This window comes from Paenibacillus taichungensis (assembly GCF_047302525.1).
In the GTDB taxonomy this organism is placed as follows: Bacteria; Bacillota; Bacilli; order Paenibacillales; family Paenibacillaceae; genus Paenibacillus; species Paenibacillus taichungensis_B.
This window is the reverse complement of sequence record NZ_CP168020.1, coordinates 4,646,148-4,664,196: the sequence shown is the minus strand read 5'-3', so window position 1 is coordinate 4,664,196 and position 18,049 is coordinate 4,646,148. Positions and strand designations below refer to the sequence as shown.

Annotated in this window: 17 protein-coding genes, 1 pseudogene and 1 riboswitch; of the genes and pseudogenes, 16 read left to right on the top strand and 2 right to left on the bottom strand. The window is 47.4% G+C overall.

All coding sequences use genetic code 11. The features are described 5' to 3' along the window. The first annotated feature begins 112 nt into the window (after positions 1-112). The 15 genes from lepA (at position 113) to ACDJ58_RS20810 (ending at position 15,038) form a co-directional block, all read left to right on the top strand. Positions 113-1,927: a translation elongation factor 4 gene (lepA, locus tag ACDJ58_RS20880; RefSeq protein WP_064636361.1), complete on the top strand. Its 1,815-nt coding sequence runs from the start codon at positions 113-115 to the stop codon at positions 1,925-1,927. 258 nt (positions 1,928-2,185) lie between these two features. Further along, a complete protein-coding gene (hemW, locus tag ACDJ58_RS20875) occupies positions 2,186-3,370 on the top strand; it encodes a radical SAM family heme chaperone HemW (RefSeq protein WP_413372708.1) in 1,185 nt (394 codons plus the stop codon). Positions 3,371-3,487: 117 nt separating this feature from the next. Further along, the gene (locus ACDJ58_RS20870) at positions 3,488-3,958 is read left to right on the top strand and encodes an N-acetyltransferase (RefSeq protein ID WP_063567287.1); all 471 of its coding nucleotides are present in this window, start codon (positions 3,488-3,490) and stop codon (positions 3,956-3,958) included. A gap of 253 nt (positions 3,959-4,211) precedes the next feature. Further along, the gene (gene hrcA, locus ACDJ58_RS20865; RefSeq protein ID WP_076288070.1) at positions 4,212-5,243 is read left to right on the top strand and encodes a heat-inducible transcriptional repressor HrcA; all 1,032 of its coding nucleotides are present in this window, start codon (positions 4,212-4,214) and stop codon (positions 5,241-5,243) included. 39 nt (positions 5,244-5,282) lie between these two features. After that, on the top strand, positions 5,283-5,858 hold the full coding sequence (grpE, locus tag ACDJ58_RS20860; protein WP_413372707.1) for a nucleotide exchange factor GrpE: 576 nt from the start codon (positions 5,283-5,285) through the stop codon (positions 5,856-5,858). Between the two features lie 156 nt (positions 5,859-6,014). Next, on the top strand, positions 6,015-7,859 hold the full coding sequence (dnaK, locus tag ACDJ58_RS20855; protein WP_413372706.1) for a molecular chaperone DnaK: 1,845 nt from the start codon (positions 6,015-6,017) through the stop codon (positions 7,857-7,859). Between the two features lie 129 nt (positions 7,860-7,988). After that, entirely contained in the window at positions 7,989-9,110 is a 1,122-nt protein-coding gene (gene dnaJ, locus ACDJ58_RS20850) for a molecular chaperone DnaJ (protein WP_063567290.1), read from the top strand. A 150-nt stretch (positions 9,111-9,260) separates the two neighbouring features. Beyond that, on the top strand, positions 9,261-9,629 hold the full coding sequence (locus ACDJ58_RS20845) for a hypothetical protein (RefSeq protein ID WP_063567301.1): 369 nt from the start codon (positions 9,261-9,263) through the stop codon (positions 9,627-9,629). A 235-nt stretch (positions 9,630-9,864) separates the two neighbouring features. Beyond that, positions 9,865-10,044 carry a YfhD family protein gene (locus tag ACDJ58_RS20840; protein ID WP_413372705.1) on the top strand — a complete coding sequence of 60 codons (180 nt, stop codon included), beginning with the start codon at positions 9,865-9,867 and terminating at the stop codon, positions 10,042-10,044. Further along, complete coding sequence (locus ACDJ58_RS20835) at positions 10,037-10,429, top strand: hypothetical protein (RefSeq protein ID WP_413372703.1); 393 nt, start codon at positions 10,037-10,039, stop codon at positions 10,427-10,429. Before ACDJ58_RS20840 ends, ACDJ58_RS20835 begins: the two co-directional genes overlap by 8 nt. A 160-nt stretch (positions 10,430-10,589) precedes the next feature. Continuing rightward, positions 10,590-11,555, top strand: a complete 966-nt coding sequence (gene prmA, locus ACDJ58_RS20830; RefSeq protein WP_413372702.1) for a 50S ribosomal protein L11 methyltransferase — start codon at positions 10,590-10,592, stop codon at positions 11,553-11,555. Between the two features lie 3 nt (positions 11,556-11,558). Further along, positions 11,559-12,233 carry a site-2 protease family protein gene (locus tag ACDJ58_RS20825; RefSeq protein WP_053781283.1) on the top strand — a complete coding sequence of 225 codons (675 nt, stop codon included), beginning with the start codon at positions 11,559-11,561 and terminating at the stop codon, positions 12,231-12,233. Between the two features lie 145 nt (positions 12,234-12,378). Then, positions 12,379-13,143, top strand: a complete 765-nt coding sequence (locus ACDJ58_RS20820; RefSeq protein WP_063567294.1) for a 16S rRNA (uracil(1498)-N(3))-methyltransferase — start codon at positions 12,379-12,381, stop codon at positions 13,141-13,143. A 2-nt stretch (positions 13,144-13,145) separates the two neighbouring features. Further along, complete coding sequence (mtaB, locus tag ACDJ58_RS20815; protein WP_413372700.1) at positions 13,146-14,492, top strand: tRNA (N(6)-L-threonylcarbamoyladenosine(37)-C(2))-methylthiotransferase MtaB; 1,347 nt, start codon at positions 13,146-13,148, stop codon at positions 14,490-14,492. A 111-nt stretch (positions 14,493-14,603) separates the two neighbouring features. Beyond that, the gene (locus ACDJ58_RS20810) at positions 14,604-15,038 is read left to right on the top strand and encodes an NUDIX hydrolase (protein WP_413372699.1); all 435 of its coding nucleotides are present in this window, start codon (positions 14,604-14,606) and stop codon (positions 15,036-15,038) included. Positions 15,039-15,096: 58 nt separating this feature from the next. On the opposite strand, the gene ACDJ58_RS20805 is transcribed toward ACDJ58_RS20810, so the two are convergent. Then, positions 15,097-15,408, bottom strand: a complete 312-nt coding sequence (locus ACDJ58_RS20805; RefSeq protein ID WP_413379905.1) for a Na/Pi symporter — start codon at positions 15,406-15,408, stop codon at positions 15,097-15,099. Next, positions 15,403-15,486, top strand: a riboswitch (Fluoride riboswitch). It overlaps the preceding gene by 6 nt. A gap of 126 nt (positions 15,487-15,612) precedes the next feature. Next, positions 15,613-16,098: pseudogene (locus ACDJ58_RS20800) on the bottom strand (Na/Pi symporter); the annotation flags it as partial. A gap of 518 nt (positions 16,099-16,616) precedes the next feature. On the opposite strand from ACDJ58_RS20800, the gene ACDJ58_RS20795 reads away from it, so the two are divergent. Beyond that, positions 16,617-17,993 (top strand): class I SAM-dependent rRNA methyltransferase, encoded by a 1,377-nt coding sequence (locus ACDJ58_RS20795; RefSeq protein ID WP_413372698.1) that lies wholly within the window; start codon positions 16,617-16,619, stop codon positions 17,991-17,993. Positions 17,994-18,049: the final 56 nt, after the last annotated feature.

The following is an 18,049-nucleotide window of genomic DNA, read 5'->3' as shown; positions in this document are numbered from 1 at the left end:
GAGTTCGCAATTGTGACGATAAATATAAAGTTGAGGCAACGCGGGATTGATGCACCCTGCATCAACTGTTATAATGAAGTGATTGACACTAGGCTGTTTCTGGGGGTAAGGAATGACTGACATTCGGGCAAGACAACGTAAAATTCGTAACTTTTCAATTATTGCACATATAGATCACGGCAAATCAACACTTGCGGACCGGATCTTGGAGTACACAGGTGCGCTAACTACACGTGAAATGCAAGAACAAGTATTGGACCAAATGGAACTTGAACGCGAACGTGGAATTACGATCAAGCTGCAGGCGGTAGCGCTGACTTACAAAGCCGATGACGGCGAAGAGTATCTGTTGAATCTGATTGATACGCCTGGACACGTAGACTTCACGTATGAAGTATCACGCAGCCTTGCTGCATGTGAAGGTGCTTTGCTGGTTGTGGATGCGGCTCAGGGTATTGAAGCCCAGACGCTGGCTAACGTGTACCTGGCATTAGATAATGATCTTGAAATTTTACCGGTAATCAACAAAATTGACCTTCCAAGTGCTGACCCGGATCGGGTTAAACAGGAAGTGGAAGATGTCATTGGATTGGATACAAGTAATGCGGTTTTGGCTTCAGCCAAAGCGGGAATTGGTATCAAAGAAATTCTGGAGCAAGTAGTGCTAAGTGTTCCAGCTCCACAAGGTGATCCTGACCAGCCTTTGAAAGCGCTGATTTTTGACTCTCACTATGACCCGTACAAAGGCGTAATTGTATACGTGCGTGTTATCGACGGCAAGATTAAATCAGGTTCCAAAATCAAAATGATGGCAACAGGTAAATCCTTTGAAGTTATTGAAGTTGGAGCTTTCAAACCGCGTATGACGATCGTGGACGAGCTGAACGTGGGCGATGTAGGGTTTATCGTTGCAGGTATTCGGCATGTAGGCGATACTCAAGTCGGGGATACGGTAACAGATGCCAAAAATCCAACACTTGAAGCTTTGCCGGGCTACCGCAAAATTAATCCAATGGTTTACTGCGGTCTCTATCCGATTGAAACATCGGATTATATTGATCTGCGTGAAGCACTGGAGAAATTGCAGTTGAACGATGCGTCGCTCAGCTTTGAGCCTGAGACTTCCAGTGCACTCGGTTTTGGATTCCGTTGCGGATTCCTTGGTTTGCTACACATGGATGTTATCCAGGAGCGGATCGAGCGTGAATTCAACATTCCGTTGATCACAACCGCACCAAGTGTAATCTACCACGTGACCTTGACGAATGGTGAAGTGATGAAAATTGACAATCCATCCAACTATCCTGAGGTAGGGCGGATTGATTATGTCGAAGAACCGTACGTTAAGGCAGCCATTATCGTACCGAATGATTATGTAGGTACTATTATGGAGCTGTGCCAGAATAAACGCGGCGAATATGTGAATATGGAATATTTGGACACAACCCGGGTTACCATTACGTATGAGATCCCGTTGTCCGAGATTGTATATGACTTCTTCGACCAGTTGAAATCAAGCACCAAAGGTTATGCATCCTTGGATTACGAGTTGTCTGGTTACCGTCAGTCCAATCTGGCGAAAATGGACATTGTGCTCAATGGCGAACAGGTCGATGCCCTGTCCTTCATCGTTCACCGTGACCGTGCGTATAACCGCGGACGCATTATCTGTGAGAAGCTGCGCGAGCTGATTCCACGGCAAATGTTCGAGGTACCGATCCAGGCATCTGTGGGTACCAAGGTTGTAGCTCGTGAAACGGTAAAAGCAATGCGTAAAAACGTACTTGCCAAGTGTTATGGCGGTGACATCTCGCGGAAACGGAAACTGCTTGAGAAGCAGAAGGAAGGTAAGAAGCGGATGAAGCAGGTTGGTAACGTAGAGGTGCCGCAAGAAGCATTCATGGCGGTGCTGAAAATTGATGATTAAAGACGTTTGCTTGCAAACGTCACGTGAACCCTTTCGGTACATCAATAATTTGTGTATGAAAGGATAAACGATATTTTGTCTCGGGTACAACACAGAATTCAAATTAGATTAATAATTCATTTTTGGGTACAACACTGAGTGTGTGTATCAAAATTGAATTGTAAAGACGTTTGCTCGCACACACACAGAATAACCAATAAACCAAGCTGAAAGGGAAGCCGGATGGCTTTCCTTTTTTCAAATAGAGGGGGACTTGCCATGACATTGGCAGCACACAGCCGGAAAACAGGTGCACCCCAAGCGGTGTATCTTCACATTCCCTTTTGCACAAATAAATGTTTCTACTGCGATTTTAACTCCTATGTATTGAAGGACCAGCCTGTTATGCAATACCTTGAAGCGCTGGAACGGGAGATGGAACATACGGTTAAAGCGAATCCGCCGGGAGAAATCAAAACTATATTTGTGGGCGGCGGTACGCCGACTGCACTGAAACCGGACGAAATGGCCGTATTCCTGAAGTCCGTTAAGACCTATTTCCCGAACTGGGCAGATGATATTGAGTTTTCAATGGAAGCTAACCCGGGCACGACCGATGCAGAGAAGCTCGCAGTTATGAAAGAAGGCGGAGTGAACCGCGTCAGCTTTGGAGTACAGGCTTTTCAAAATGATCTGTTGACAGGTATTGGCCGGATTCATAATACAGATGATGTATACCGCAGTTTGGAAAATGCCCGAGCAGCTGGATTGCATAACTTGTCCATTGACCTCATGTTTGGTTTACCAAACCAGACCGTCGAGATGCTGAACGAGAGTATCGACAAAGCGCTGGAACTGGATCTGCCGCATTACTCCATATACAGCCTGAAGGTGGAAGAGAATACTCTTTTCCATACGTTGTATCAGAAGAACCAGCTACCGCTTCCTCATGAAGACGACGAGTTGCAAATGTATCTTCTATTAATGAAGCGTATGAAAGAAGCAGGTTACGGACAATACGAGATCAGTAACTTTGCCAAACCCGGCTTCGAGAGCCGTCACAATATCACGTACTGGCGTAATGAGGACTATTACGGTCTGGGTGCAGGTGCACATGGATACGTAGGCCGCGAACGCCATATGAATATAAAAGGTATAAACCCGTATGTTGAAGCTTCCAAAGGAGGTCTGCCGCGTCTCGACCATTTTGAGATCAGCCGCGCCGAGGCAATGGAAGATTATCTGATGGTTGGGTTGAGAATGCTGGAAGGTGCTTCATCCTCACGGTTTAGTGATCAGTTCGGGGAGCCTATGGAGGAAGTGTTTGCGAAGCCTTTGGGCAAAATGTTGAATGCAGGACTGCTGGAGAAGACGTCAGACGGCTTCCGGCTTAGTGAGCAGGGCATCCTGTTCGGAAATGACGTTTTTGCCGAGTTTATCGGGTCCATATCGCTGAATTCGTAGCTTGAAATTCTATACGCTCTGTTGTATATTTATTCATATTGATTTTACAGAGCGTGTGATTTATACAACTACGAAGTCGGCTTTCCTCTGGAAAGCTTCTTATAGGAGGAGAGCTGGATGTCGGCCATATGCAGAAAAGCCGTACCGGAAGATGTTGAACCATTATTTGAAATGATTAAGGGCTATGCAGAGCGTGGGATCATGCTTCCGCGTTCACGGGAAGTACTGCAACGGCAGCTGGAGCACTTTGTTGTAGCAGAAGTGAATGGTCAGGTTGTGGGCTGTGGATCTCTCTGCCGTTTGGGGAATGATCTGGTGGAAGTCAGATCGCTTGGTATCTCCGAAGGTCACAAAGGCATGGGCATTGGCTCACTGCTACTGGACCGGCTGGTAGAGGAAGCGGAGAAACAGCAAATTCCCAAGGTCATGGCGTTGACATATGAGGTTTCCTTTTTTCTCAAAAACGGTTTTGCCGTTGTGAACAAGGAGATTTTCCCGGAGAAAGTATGGACCGACTGTGTTCATTGCAGCAAACAGGATTGCTGTGATGAGATTGCTGTATTGAAAGAGTTGAATATTTCAGCCTGATAAATGGATGAACCGTATGGATTGAGCCGAGTATACTCTATCTCACCTGCGGTTCTTTTTAATTCATGAGATGTACAGTAAAGTTGTTATGTCTTGAAGACATTGGTCTATACTATAAATAGATGAGCGTACTCATCAAACTGACTTGACAATGCTCACGTCATTTTGGTATTTTTGTATTACCGCTTAGCACTCATCTAACCGGAGTGCTAACGACATGGGACAGTACAGTCAGAAGGAGGGAATACTCACCATGTTAACAGAGCGTCAACGAATGATTCTGAACGCTATAGTGGATGACTATATCCGTTCAGCTGAGCCCGTAGGGTCCCGGAGCATTTCCAAAAGGGGAGATGTTGGATACAGTCCGGCGACGATCCGTAATGAAATGGCGGACCTTGAAGATATGGGCTTTCTGGAACAGCCGCATACATCGGCTGGTCGCATACCTTCGCACAAAGGCTATCGATATTATGTCGATCATTTGGTTCCCTGGAATCAGGTGGAGCCGCAAGAGCTGGACGACCTGAAATCATTTTTCGCAGAAAAGCTGAACGTGATGGAACAAGTTATTCAGCATGCCTCAGTCATTTTGTCACATATGACGAATTATACTTCGATCCTGCTCGGACCGGAAGTTTTTCACACGTCACTTCGTCATTTTCAACTGCTTCCGCTTAATGAAAATGAGGCTGTAGCCATCATCGTAACGAATACGGGTCAGGTAGAGAACAAGACAGTTCAGATTCCACCTGAAATTTCGGTAGCGGAGATGGAGAACGTAGTTCGTTTATTAAACAGCAAGCTGGTCGGCGTGCCGATTTACAAATTAAAGTCTCGTCTCTACACCGAGCTTGGGCAAGAGATGGAACGGCATATTACACGTTATGAGGAAGTCATGCAGGTGCTGAACAGTGCCTTTGACAACGAGCATGACAATCGTCTGTTCCTTAGTGGTGCCACCAATATGTTGACCCAGCCAGAGTTTAAAGATATTGAAAAGGTAAAAGATATTCTTGACCTGCTGGATGAGACACCAACACTCATGAAATTGATGATGCCCGTGCAGGGTGGATCTGGTATTCAGGTGCGAATAGGCACTGAGAATGATCATGAAGCCTTCGCCAATTGCAGCCTGATAACGGCATCCTATTCATTGGATGGAGAGGCTTTGGGCTCCATCGGAATTTTGGGACCTACGCGAATGGATTACGCACGTGTCATTCATATTTTAAATACATTATCCCGTGATTTGACGGCCATGCTAACGCATCGCTTCAAATAAGGGAATGAACCATTTCATTCTTATAAGGAGGTGAACATCTTGAAAGAGGAGCAATCATTCGCAGCAGAAGAACAGGAACAGCAAGCAACTACAGCAGCGGAGCAGGAGCCTGTCAACGAAGCCGGAGCTGCAGAAGCACAGGCGGAAGAGATGACAGATCAGGAGCAAGATGAGATCGCTCGCTTGAAGGCGGAAGCTGAGGAACATCAACAACGTTTTGTCCGTGCGCAAGCTGATTTTGATAACTTCCGTCGTCGTACACAGAAGGAAAAAGAAGAACTGGCGAAATACGCTTCGATGAAGCTGGTCACCGAACTGGTGCCGGTCATTGATAACTTCGAGCGTGCCATGGCTACTGTACCGGAAGGTACTGAAGTCGAGTCCTTCTCCAAAGGCATCCAAATGATCTTCCGTCAGCTGGAAACTGTGCTGAACAATGAAGGTCTGACGTCAATGGATACGGTAGGACAACCGTTTAATCCCGAATTCCACCAGGCGATCATGTCAGTGGAGAGCGACGACTATGAAGAAGGTACCGTTGTCGAGGAAGTCCAAAAAGGCTATATGCTGAAGGATAAAGTACTTCGTCCGGCTATGGTTAAAGTTAGCTCATAATTTCTATTAAAGAATGAAATGAGTTCACTCTTGATTGTACGATGCCACCGAAGTTTAATATAAAGGTTAGTACACACATAGAGCACGATTAGGAACAACAAATACAAATAAGGATCAATCTGATCCATTTAAATTGTCGAGGGAGGAAATTTTCCGATGAGCAAAGTAATCGGTATTGACTTAGGAACAACAAACTCATGCGTAGCAGTTATGGAAGGCGGCGAGGCTGTCGTTATTCCAAATCCGGAAGGCGCACGTACAACCCCATCCGTAGTGGGTTTCAAAAAAGACGGAGAACGCGTTGTCGGTGAAACGGCTAAACGTCAAGCGATCACGAATCCGGATCGTACAATCATGTCGATTAAACGTCATATGGGTACATCCCACAAAGAAACAATCGATAGCAAAGACTACTCCCCACAAGAGATCTCTGCAATCATTCTTCAAAAACTGAAATCCGATGCTGAAGCTTATCTGGGTCAAACGGTAACTCAAGCGGTTATCACGGTACCAGCTTACTTCAATGACAGCCAGCGTCAAGCAACAAAGGATGCAGGTAAAATCGCAGGTCTGGAAGTTCTGCGTATCGTCAACGAGCCAACAGCAGCAGCTTTGGCATACGGTATGGAGAAATCTGAAGACCAAACGATTCTCGTATATGACTTGGGTGGCGGTACATTCGACGTATCCATCCTTGAACTGGGTGACGGCTTCTTCGAAGTTAAAGCGACTAGTGGTGATAACCAACTGGGTGGCGATGACTTCGACCAAGTAATCATTGATTATCTCGTTAGTGAGTTCAAAAAAGATCAAGGCATTGACTTGAGTAAAGATAAAGCAGCGGTTCAACGTTTGAAAGATGCAGCGGAAAAAGCGAAAAAAGAACTTTCCGGCGTATTGACTACAACAATTTCCCTGCCGTTTATTACTGTGGTTGATGGGGTTCCTCAACATTTGGAGTTGAACCTGAGTCGCGCGAAATTCGAAGAAATTTCTGCTGGTCTGGTTGAGCGTACGCTTGAACCAACTCGTCGTGCCCTGAGCGATGCTGGAATGACGGCTAACGATATCGACAAAATCGTATTGGTTGGTGGTTCCACACGTATTCCTGCAGTACAGGAAGCAATCAAAAAACTGACAGGTAAAGAGCCTCACAAAGGTGTTAACCCGGATGAAGTTGTAGCTTTGGGTGCTGCTGTACAAGCGGGCGTACTGACAGGTGACGTGAAAGACGTTGTATTGCTTGACGTAACTCCATTGTCCCTGGGTATTGAAACTGCGGGTGGCGTATTCACTAAGATGATCGAGCGCAATACAACGATCCCTACAAGCAAATCCCAAGTATTCTCCACTTACGCAGACAACCAACCGAGCGTTGAGATTCACGTCCTGCAAGGGGAGCGCGAAATGGCAGCGGGTAACAAATCCCTTGGTCGTTTCATGCTGGGTGATATTCCTCCAGCTCCACGTGGCGTTCCACAAATCGAAGTTAGCTTCGATATTGATGCCAATGGTATCGTTAACGTATCTGCAACAGACAAAGGTACAAACAAAACTCAAAAAATCACCATCACTTCTTCCAGCGGTCTGAGCGATGCTGAAGTTGAGCAAATGATGAAAGATGCTGAGTTGCATGCTGAAGAAGATAAAAAACGCAAAGAACTCGTTGAAGCGAAAAACAGTGCAGATCAACTGATCTACTCTGTTGACAAAACGATCAAAGATCTTGGCGAAAAAGCAGATGCTGGTGAAGTTGAAAAAGCGAATGCTGCAAAAGAAAAACTGCAAGGTGTTCTGGCTTCCGACAATCTGGAAGACATCAAAGCCGCTACAGAAGAACTGACAGAGATTGTTCAACAACTGTCCGTAAAACTGTATGAGCAAGCACAAGCTCAAGAGCAAGCAGCTCAAGGGGCTGAAGAGCAACAAGGTTCTGCAAAACGTGACAACGTCGTAGACGCTGATTACGAAGTTGTGGATGAAGATAAAAAACAAAACTAATTCACGATTCTTAGTGAATTAATCATCGGTGACGTTCGGATCGAAGGGAAAGTCATAGCCGGGGCTCCCGTGCTTTGGCTTTCCTTTTGTCACGATGTGCGATATGGTGAATGATATGGGGGTGGAAGAGTGGCTGAGAAACGTGATTATTATGAGGTACTCGGCGTCGGCAAAAATGCCAGCGACGAGGAAATCAAAAAGGCATACCGCAAGCTTGCCCGTCAGTATCACCCTGACGTAAACAAGGCTGCTGACGCGGAAGCCAAGTTTAAGGAAGTTAAAGAAGCTTATGATGTAGTCAGTGACGGCCAGAAGCGAGCACAGTATGATCAATACGGTCATATTGATCCAAATCAGGGCGGATTCGGCGGCGGTGGCGATTTTGGCGGCGGCGGCTTTGGCGACATCTTCGATATGTTCTTTGGCGGTGGCGGTGGACGACGTGATCCAAATGCTCCGCAACGGGGGAACGATCTGCAATACACCATGACGATTGAGTTCAAAGAAGCGGTATTTGGTAAGGAAACCGACATTACCATTCCGCGTACCGAAGGCTGTGATACTTGTCATGGCTCAGGTGCGAAACCAGGAACCAAACCGGAAACCTGTTCCGTCTGCCAAGGTAGCGGTCAACAGGAAGTGGTTCAAAATACACCGTTTGGCCGTATGGTCAATCGTCGTGCTTGTTCGAACTGTAACGGTTCGGGACAAATTATCAAGGAAAAATGTACAACGTGCAGCGGCAGCGGTAAAGTACGCAAACAACGCAAAATTCATGTTCGCATTCCAGCGGGTGTAGATGACGGCGCTCAATTGCGTATGACTGGTGAAGGTGAAGGTGGTCTGCGCGGAGGACCAGCAGGAGATCTGTATATTGTTATCCGTGTGAAATCACATGATTTCTTCGAGCGTGAAGGCGATGATATCTATTGCGAAATTCCGCTCACCTTTGCTCAGGCCGCATTGGGGGATGAGATTGAAATTCCAACGCTGTCCGAGAAAGTGAAGCTGAAAGTACCTGCCGGTACACAGACAGGAACGTATTTCCGTCTCAAAGGCAAAGGCGTACCACGCCTGCGCGGTATGGGGCAAGGGGATCAGCATGTGAAAGTCGTTGTAGTTACGCCTAGCAAGCTGAATGACGAGCAGAAAGACCTGCTTCGCCAAATTGCTGCGCTGGATGGAGAACAAACTCATGAGCATGAGCAATCCTTCTTTGACCGGGTGAAACGGGCTTTCCGTGGAGACTGAGTCTTAATTATTAATTTAAAAAGGACACCACAGCGGTTTTTCCGCAGGGTGTCCTTTTTTGCATAATATGGGCGCTGTTGCGGAAAGATACCAGACATGAGCATTCAGGGGTTTACTGATGTGCCGAAACTAGGGAAGCAGGTGAACCGGATGACCGAAAAAAATATTTTGGCTTATTTCCATAGCCCGGAGCAAGCGGAAGGGGCAGCCAAAAAACTGGAGGCATTACGAGTGGAAGACCTGTCTATCAATCGATTCAGTCGTTATGCGGGTGTCGGGCCAAGCGGAGCATCCTATACGCCAGGCGTATCAGGCAGTTTTTCTTCCTGGGTACCGGGTGCTCTAGGCACAAATGCCAGCGCGGGAATCATGGCTGCAGCAGATCCTTCTGCGAGCGGTATGAGCGATGGCGGACAAGAGGGTCCGACAGGCAGAGATGTATTACTGACCGTCGTTGTTGACGAGGCAGTACATCATCGTGCCCTATCCATTATCGAACAAGCCGGCGGAATGATCTAGGTTTTCAAACTCTATACACTGAGTAAGTTTCAACCTAAACATTTACACGATAACGGAGAGGACAGAAAAAACCTAGAGAAGCGAAGCGTTCGCCTTTATCCCTGGATTTTCCCTTTTAAGAAAGGGAATCAAAAAAATCTGGGGATAACAGCGATCGGAAGGTTGTTCTGTCATCGGAGTGTCAGTGTAAATACTCTTTAGTTAAACTTATACAATTTGAAGGAGGAGCATAACGATGGCAGAACATGAACGTCCAGGCAAGATTTTGACGAAAACGGAAAAGATGAAGCGAATGCAGTCCGCCAAAAATGAGGATGTGGAATTCAGTGCTGAAGCTGCGGATCAGGAAGATATAGAGGCTTTGCGTCGCAGTGAAGCCGCCGATCGTCGTCAGGGCCGGGAGATTCATGACTGAAGATCGCTCTGCAGTGATTATCGAAGCGGTGTTTACAAGCTGGTCCGAGGCTGAATCTGCACGCAGAGCTCTGGAATTGTTGCACCCAAACCAGTTGAGTATCGAGAGTCTGAATGACTCATCATCTTCAGTGGATTCTGGAGTGCCTGAGGGTACGGATAACTCGAATATGGCTGTGATTGGGGGATTCAGTGGTGAGCTGAATGTACTTTCCCTCATTAGCGATGAGACCGAGGTGTTGTCGGGTGGACAAGTGTATGACGCTCCGGATGCAGGCTCTGAAGGCAGGTCCAAGCAAGAAATCTTGCTGACCGTATCCGTCTCCAGTGACTCTCTCCCGCAAGCTGCAGAGATGATTACCCAGAACGGTGGACGCTTTTGCTAACAAGTTAACGAGTTTAGACATAATTAAAACAGGGTATTCGAGCAGTCAGGCTGCGGGTATCCTGTTTTTGTTGTTTCTTTACTGCCGCGGTTTTGTACTCCTGCTCGCTTGTGTAGTACAATAGTTGGGATGTTTGAAAAATGAGGAGGAAAAACGAAGTATGTTATGGCATGAACTAACAATACATACCACAGAAGAAGCTGTGGAGATGATTTCGAATTTTTTACATGAAGCGGGTGCTGGAGGGGTCTCGATTGAAGAGTCCGGTACTTTAAATAAAAAACGGGATACGACGTATGGCGAGTTGTACGAGTCTCCTTTGAATGATATTCCTGAAGGCTTTGCGGTCATTAAAGGATACTTCTCCGAAGGTACGGACATGGATGCATTGCAATCTGAAGTAAGTCCACGCATTGAGCAACTTTCCGAATTCGATATCCAAACGGGTGAGGTTCGTTTTGAGACTCGAACAGTGGATGAAAATGACTGGGCGAATGCCTGGAAACAATATTTCAAGCCAGTACGTGTCTCGGAACGTCTAACCATTAAACCGACATGGGAAGAGTATACGCCGGAAGGCCCGAATGAGAAAATTATTGAGCTCGATCCAGGCATGGCGTTTGGTACAGGAACACATCCAACCACTTCGCTTTGTCTGCGTACACTGGAATCGGTAATTCAGGGTGGCGAGGAAGTCATTGACGTAGGTACAGGCTCTGGTATTTTGGCCATTGGAGCTGTGCATCTCGGAGCAAAACATGTGCTTGCGCTGGACCTCGATCCGGTTGCGGTAGCAAGTGCCAAAGAAAATGTGGAACTGAATGGGCTGGGACAACAAATTACGGTTAAAGAGAGTGATTTGCTGTCTGTTCTGGGAAGTCAGGACCCTGCGCTGGGCGTGAAGCTTCCGGTGAAAGTTATCGTTGCCAACATTTTAGCTGAGATTATTATGCTGTTTGTGGATGATGTCTATCATGCGCTTGAGTCTGGTGGCGTTTATATTACTTCAGGCATTTGGAAAAATAAAGAGCAGCTCGTCCATGACGCGCTCGTTGCTTCCGGATTCGAAATAAGTTCGGTTCATCGCGATGAGGACTGGATCGCGTTTGTGGCCAGAAAGAGGTAACCGATGGACTTAAACTCGTTCTTTCGTTATCCACTGGATCAACTACCGTTTTTCCTGTTGACCATCCTGATTGCTTTTACGGTGCATGAATTTTCTCATGCGTATTTTGCCAACAAATTCGGCGATCCGACAGCCAAGCTGCTGGGCCGGGTTACGCTGAATCCGGTCGTACATTTTGACTTGTTTGGTGTGTTGTTGCTCCTTATAGCTGGTTTTGGTTGGGCACGTCCTGTTCCAGTGAATCGGGCAAATTTCGACAAACCGAGATTAATGGGTGTCATTGTATCCGTAGCAGGCCCTTTGAGCAACTTGCTGCTCGCGATCATCGGTACGATCATCTATGCATCCTTGGTTGGTTCGGGAGCACTGGGTGGTATTGAAAATGAGCGTTTGTTAACGGCGATCTCGACCTTCTTTTACATGTTTAACCTGACGAACTTTTTCCTATTTTTGTTTAACCTTATTCCATTGCCGCCGCTGGACGGTTATCGAATTCTTGAGGATTTACTGCCCCCTTCAATTAGCCGCAAGCTGCAGGGAGTTGAGCAATGGTCCGTATTTATTTTCCTGCTGATTCTTGTAATCCCACCGTTGCAAAGAGCAACGATTCAGCCTTTATACCAATTGGCGTATGATATGTATGTAGATTTTTCATATTTGATTTTGAAACTGTTTTAAGAGGAAGAATTAGGAGCGTTTTTGGACTGGAATACTGGTCAGAAGGACATAAAAGTTGTATGATCATCTGTGGCGATTGGATTCATGCCTGCCATCAGGCGGGATGAATTCCAGTCATAACAGGATAGAATGGGTGGACAGACTAATGCAGCGTTATTTTGTATCTGCAGAACAGTTTAATGAACATTCCGTGGTCATCACGGGTGATGATGCGCGCCATATCGGCAAAGTGATGCGTGGTAAACCTGGAGATAAACTGATTGTCAGTGACGGAAACTCCAAAGAAGCTTTGGTGGAGATTGAAAGCATCGAAGCCCAGCAAGTAACAGCGAATATTGTGGAACCTCTCGAAATGGACCATGAAGCACGGATACGTGTAACCGTGGCTCAAAGCTTGCCAAAAGGCGATAAGATGGAGACGGTCATCCAAAGATGTACAGAGATCGGAGCGGTTTCCTTTGTTCCTTTCCTGTCTGAGCGTACGATTGTGCAATATGATGCCAAAAAAGAAGGCAAACGGTTGGAGCGGTGGCGGAAAATCGCCAAGGAAGCCGCTGAGCAAAGCCATCGGAACCGCATTCCATCCGTCGAGCAGCCACTTTCCTGGAAAGGGCTGCTATCTTCTTTTGAGGGCTACAGTCTGGTATGTTATTGTTATGAAAAGGAAAACGGCAAGCAGTTAAGAGACGCATTGAAGCCGTTTGTGGAGCAGCTTGCACCTGGTGCGAGTGCTGAAGTGTTGATCGTTGTTGGACCTGAGGGCGGATTCTCGGAGAGGGAAACGATTGAAGCCGATCAGGCGGGTGCTGTATCCGTTGGACTGGGCAAACGCATCTTGCGGGCCGAGACAGCCGGAATGGCGGCGCTAACTTGTGTCTTATATGAATCCGGAGAAATGGGGGGAATGTAATTATGCCATCCGTGGCGTTTTACACCTTAGGCTGCAAAGTTAATTTTTATGATACAGAGGCGATTTGGCAATTGTTCAAAAACGAAGGATACGATCAGGTAGACTTTGACGAACAGACAGCGGATGTATACTTGATTAATACTTGTACAGTAACCAATACCGGCGACAAAAAGAGCCGCCAGATTATCCGTCGTGCCATTCGGCGCAACCCGGATGCGATTGTAGCCGTTACAGGCTGTTATGCGCAAACTTCTCCGGCAGAGATTCTGGACATCCCTGGTGTGGATCTTGTTATCGGTACACAGGATCGGGACAAAATCTTGCCATATGTCAATGAAATTCAGGAATCACGTCAGCCCGTCAATGCTGTGCGAAACATCATGAAAACGCGGGTATTTGAAGAGATGGACGTACCGGATTTTGCCGATCGTACCCGTGCATTTCTGAAAATTCAGGATGGCTGCAATAACTTCTGTACGTTCTGCATTATTCCGTGGTCGCGTGGACTTTCCCGCAGCCGGGAAGCAAACAGCATCATCCAACAGGCTCATCAACTGGTGCACGCTGGATACAAGGAAATTGTCCTGACAGGCATTCATACCGGTGGATACGGGGATGACATGGAGAATTACGATCTGACGGATCTGCTGTGGGACTTGGATAAAGTAGAGGGCCTGGAGCGTATTCGGATCAGTTCGATTGAAGCGAGCCAGATTGACGACCGGATGCTGGATGTGATCAAACGTTCAGACAAACTTGTGCGCCACTTCCACATTCCGCTGCAAGCGGGCGATGATACCGTACTGAAACGTATGCGCCGTAAATATACGACCGAAGAGTTTTACAATAAAATGCTTCGCATTCGGGAAGCGATGCCGGATGTAGCGATTACAACCGACGTTATTGTAGGGTTCCCGGGTGAGACCGATGAGATGTTCCGTAACGGATACGAGCTGATGAAGAAAATCGGTTTTTCCGAAATGCACGTGTTCCCATATTCCAAGCGGACCGGAACACCGGCAGCACGTATGGAGGATCAGGTGGATGAGGAAGTCAAAAATGCACGCGTGCATGAACTGATTGATCTTTCCGAGCAAATGCAACTGGCATACGCCAAGCAGTTTGTGGGGCAAGTACTGGATGTCATTCCTGAAGGTGAAGCCAAGGGCCGTGCAGGCAGTGGTAAACTGCACGGTTACAGTGACAATTACATTCAGCTGGTCTTTGATGGTTCCATGGATATGGTCGGCAAAGTATGCCGTGTCAAAGTGACCGAAGCGGGTGTGAATGAAAGCCAGGCTACGCTGGTTCGTGTGTTGGAAGAAAATCTCAAGTCCGCAGCGATGTAATCGAGGCGTCAGAAACAAGGATTTCATTTCCTTGGGGAGTGTACCCGTGGAGATGAGGTCCTTCTTTTTCCAAAAAAAGATGCAGACAATTCCGTAATGGGGGAGAGCAACATGAACAGAAAAGAAATTTCGGCAGGCGGAGTCGTCTACCGCACGGGAGAAGACGGAAAGCTTCAAATTCAACTGATTGTAGATCGGTACGGCAAAACGACCCTCGCCAAGGGCAAAATGGAAGATGGAGAAACGGTGGAACAGACCGCACTGCGTGAGATTCTGGAAGAGACAGGCATGGTCGGTCGAATTGTAGAACCCGTCGATATCATCGCCTATACGTATCAGCATGCAGAGTTTGGTCCGGTGGACAAGGAAGTTCATTACTATCTCGTTGAAGCGGAAAGCGGCGATCTGCAGCCTCAGATTGAAGAAATCAAAGGTGTGGATTGGTACGCTCCTGAAGAAGCTTGGTCCAGACAGCAGCATAGTGGATACGATAATAACGATGACATTTTACGTGTGGCGCTGAACAAATTAGGCATTAACGTATAGCTGTTTTGTTTTCTTTTGAGTGACGTATCGCTACTGTTTGTCGAAAGAGTGCTGAACATCAGGCCACGGGTGACTTCGCCACTGGGGTGGAGACCGGTGGTTTTTTGTGCCAAATCGGCAAGTAGCAGAATGGCAAGGCAAGCAGTGAACTGGTGACGTTAAAAAGGGTCTGGGCATGCGCAATCTGTGCCCCGTTATCCGCTGACAGCCAGGCCGAAGCTGCATGCAGCTGGCTGATCAGCGGCATAAATAGCAGCGCTCCCGCAATGTTTAATACGACATGGGAGGCTGCGACAAATTTGCCTGCGGATGCTCCGCCAGCGGCTGCAATCACGGCGGTGATACAGGTCCCCACGTTTGATCCGATCACAATGGCGATGCCGATCTCCACAGGCAGTACTCCTGTGGCTGCAAGCGTAATCGCCATGCTGATGACGGCTGCACTACTATGAATGAGAGCCGTCAGACAGGCACCAGCCAGAAAGCCCCACCACAAGCTGTCGGCTGATCGATCCAGAAACCACTGAAATACGCCCATACTACGCAGGGGCACGGCAATGGATTGCATCACTTGAATGCCTGTCATGACGAGTGCAAATCCGGCTGACGTGAGAAAGCTGTATTGTATGGTAAACAGTGTCCGGCGTGTGCGTTCAGGAGCGAACTGATTTCGTTCACCAAGCACAACAAAGACGGCCCAGCCTGTCAGGGACAAGGCAAGCAGAGGCAGGGAAACCCGTCCGATCTGCAGCCCGACCAGCTCGGTGGTTAGACACGTCCCGATGTTGGTGCCGAGAATAATACCAAGTGTGCGTCCGTAGGTAATTAATCTGGCGTTCGCCAGTCCAATGGTTAGTACGGTAACGGCGGTACTGCTTTGCAGCAGGGCTGTAGCGCCCGCGCTGAAAGCCATGCCTTTCCAGGGAGCAGAGGTAGCCCGGCTCAGCCATCCAGCCAGCATGGGCCCGGCCATCCGCTGTAAGGCTGTTTCCATCAGCTTCATCCCACCAAAAAAGATAAGAAGCCCATATAATAGGGGCAGCACAACATCTCTGAACATGAGTTAACATCATTCCTTCCGTGCATATCCTTATTTTCATCCTATGAGTAAATAAGGACAACCATGACAGGCTAACGGGATTCTGGAGTCAATAGCATTTGAAAGATCGGTAAGTCACCATAACGGTCACCCAAATTATCGCCCCCAATTCAAAAGATACGGAGATTCTGCAAACGCAGCGGAGGGGATGGAATTGGAATTGGAACTGAAGAAGCGAAGCGTTTACGGTCATAGAGTTGATCTAAAGATTCACACGATAACGAAGAGGGCAGAAAAAACCTGAAGAAGCGAAGCGCTCGCCTTTATCCTCGGATTTTTCCTATAGTGAAAAAGGAATCAAAAAAATCTGAGGGTAACAGCGATCGGAAGGTTGTTCTGTCATCGCAGTGGCAAGTGTGGAATTTGAGATTCATCTGTACAACGACGTAACAGCGATCGAAAGTCCAATCCATCCCCGAAGCGGTCACCTTTGCACCAAGCCTATCTTTTCAACTAACTATGAAAGAAGTGGATCTATCTTGCCATCAGTTACACTGGAACGCAGCCGCAAAAAGCGGCTTGAACATGCACATCCATGGATATATAACAATGAAATTGCCTCTGTTGAAGGAAACCCCGAGCCGGGAGATCTGGTCAACGTATTGAATCACCAAGGTCGCTATCTCGCGACGGGTTACTATAATCCTGCATCTCAAATCACAGTTAGAGTCGTGGCATATCAACCTTTGGAGTTTGAACAGATGGACACCGCGTTTTTTGCAGCGCGATTCCGCGATTGCTTGCGCCACCGGGAACGTTTTATTCAGGATGGAGAGGCATACCGTCTTGTTTATGGGGAAGCTGATTTCCTGCCAGGACTGATCGTTGACCGTTTTGGCAGCATCCTTGTTGTTCAGTTGCTCACATTGGGCATGGACCGTTGCCGCGAAGCGATCGTACAAGCTCTAATTGAAGTGATGCAGCCGGAAGGCATCTACGAACGCAGTGATGTGTCCATTCGTGAACTGGAAGGACTGGAGCAGACGAAAGGACCATTATATGGGGATTGCCCGCGTCATGTCACGGTAACGGAGAATGGATTGCTCATTAAGGTGGATATCGTGGAAGGCCAGAAGACAGGGTACTTCTTTGACCAACGCGAGAATCGTGCAGCCATCGAACCGCTTATGAAGGGTTGGGGTTACAAGAGTGGTATTACGCTCCAACAGACTGAGCAGGATGGTACGCAGCAGTTGCTTCCTGTGAATAAAAGTGGCAAGGTTGTGACGTTCCCTTATTGGGATGGGGCCACTGTGCTGGAATGTTTCTCCCACACAGGCAGCTTCACATTGAACGCCTGCAAATATGGAGCCAAAAAAGTAACATGTCTTGATATCTCAGAGCATGCGATTGAAAGTGCACGTACCAACGTAGAGCTGAACGGTTTCACTGACCGGGTCGAATTTGTCGTTGCGGATGCATTCCAATACTTGCGTGAGCAGGTGAAAGGCCTCGATGATCGTAACGTACGTGCGCGTGCCGGTGAACAGAAAGTGGATACTTCCAAAGCACTTGCATCCGGTGGTAAAACATTTGATGTAGTTATCCTCGATCCGCCAGCCTTTGCCAAAACGAAATCAGCAGTTAAAGGCGCATGCCGTGGATATAAGGACATCAATTTGCAAGGAATGAAGCTGGTGAATGAGGGCGGGTATCTGGTAACCGCAAGCTGTTCATACCACATGCGTCCGGATCTCTTCCTGGAAACCATTGCAGATGCAGCCGAAGATGCGGGCAAAGTGCTTCGTCTAATCGACTGGAAAGCAGCTGGTAAGGATCACCCGCAAATTTTGGGCGTAGACGAAGGTCATTACCTGAAATTTGCCATCTTCGAAGTGCGCAGCAAAAAGAATTAATCGAACGATTTCCACTTAAATCGAACATACATTTACGCAAAGAGTCCACAGTTTTC

Excerpts from the sequence above, each read along its gene's own strand:
- ACDJ58_RS20810 (WP_413372699.1), top strand. The coding sequence starts at position 14,604 with ATGAACAGAAAAGAAATTTCGGCAGGCGGAGTCGTCTACCGCACGGGA.
- lepA (WP_064636361.1), top strand. The coding sequence starts at position 113 with ATGACTGACATTCGGGCAAGACAACGTAAAATTCGTAACTTTTCAATT.
- dnaK (WP_413372706.1), top strand. The coding sequence starts at position 6,015 with ATGAGCAAAGTAATCGGTATTGACTTAGGAACAACAAACTCATGCGTA.
- ACDJ58_RS20820 (WP_063567294.1), top strand. The coding sequence starts at position 12,379 with ATGCAGCGTTATTTTGTATCTGCAGAACAGTTTAATGAACATTCCGTG.
- hrcA (WP_076288070.1), top strand. The coding sequence starts at position 4,212 with ATGTTAACAGAGCGTCAACGAATGATTCTGAACGCTATAGTGGATGAC.
- hemW (WP_413372708.1), top strand. The coding sequence starts at position 2,186 with ATGACATTGGCAGCACACAGCCGGAAAACAGGTGCACCCCAAGCGGTG.
- ACDJ58_RS20870 (WP_063567287.1), top strand. The coding sequence starts at position 3,488 with ATGTCGGCCATATGCAGAAAAGCCGTACCGGAAGATGTTGAACCATTA.
- ACDJ58_RS20845 (WP_063567301.1), top strand. The coding sequence starts at position 9,261 with ATGACCGAAAAAAATATTTTGGCTTATTTCCATAGCCCGGAGCAAGCG.
- ACDJ58_RS20825 (WP_053781283.1), top strand. The coding sequence starts at position 11,559 with ATGGACTTAAACTCGTTCTTTCGTTATCCACTGGATCAACTACCGTTT.
- prmA (WP_413372702.1), top strand. The coding sequence starts at position 10,590 with ATGTTATGGCATGAACTAACAATACATACCACAGAAGAAGCTGTGGAG.
- ACDJ58_RS20840 (WP_413372705.1), top strand. The coding sequence starts at position 9,865 with ATGGCAGAACATGAACGTCCAGGCAAGATTTTGACGAAAACGGAAAAG.
- mtaB (WP_413372700.1), top strand. The coding sequence starts at position 13,146 with ATGCCATCCGTGGCGTTTTACACCTTAGGCTGCAAAGTTAATTTTTAT.
- ACDJ58_RS20835 (WP_413372703.1), top strand. The coding sequence starts at position 10,037 with ATGACTGAAGATCGCTCTGCAGTGATTATCGAAGCGGTGTTTACAAGC.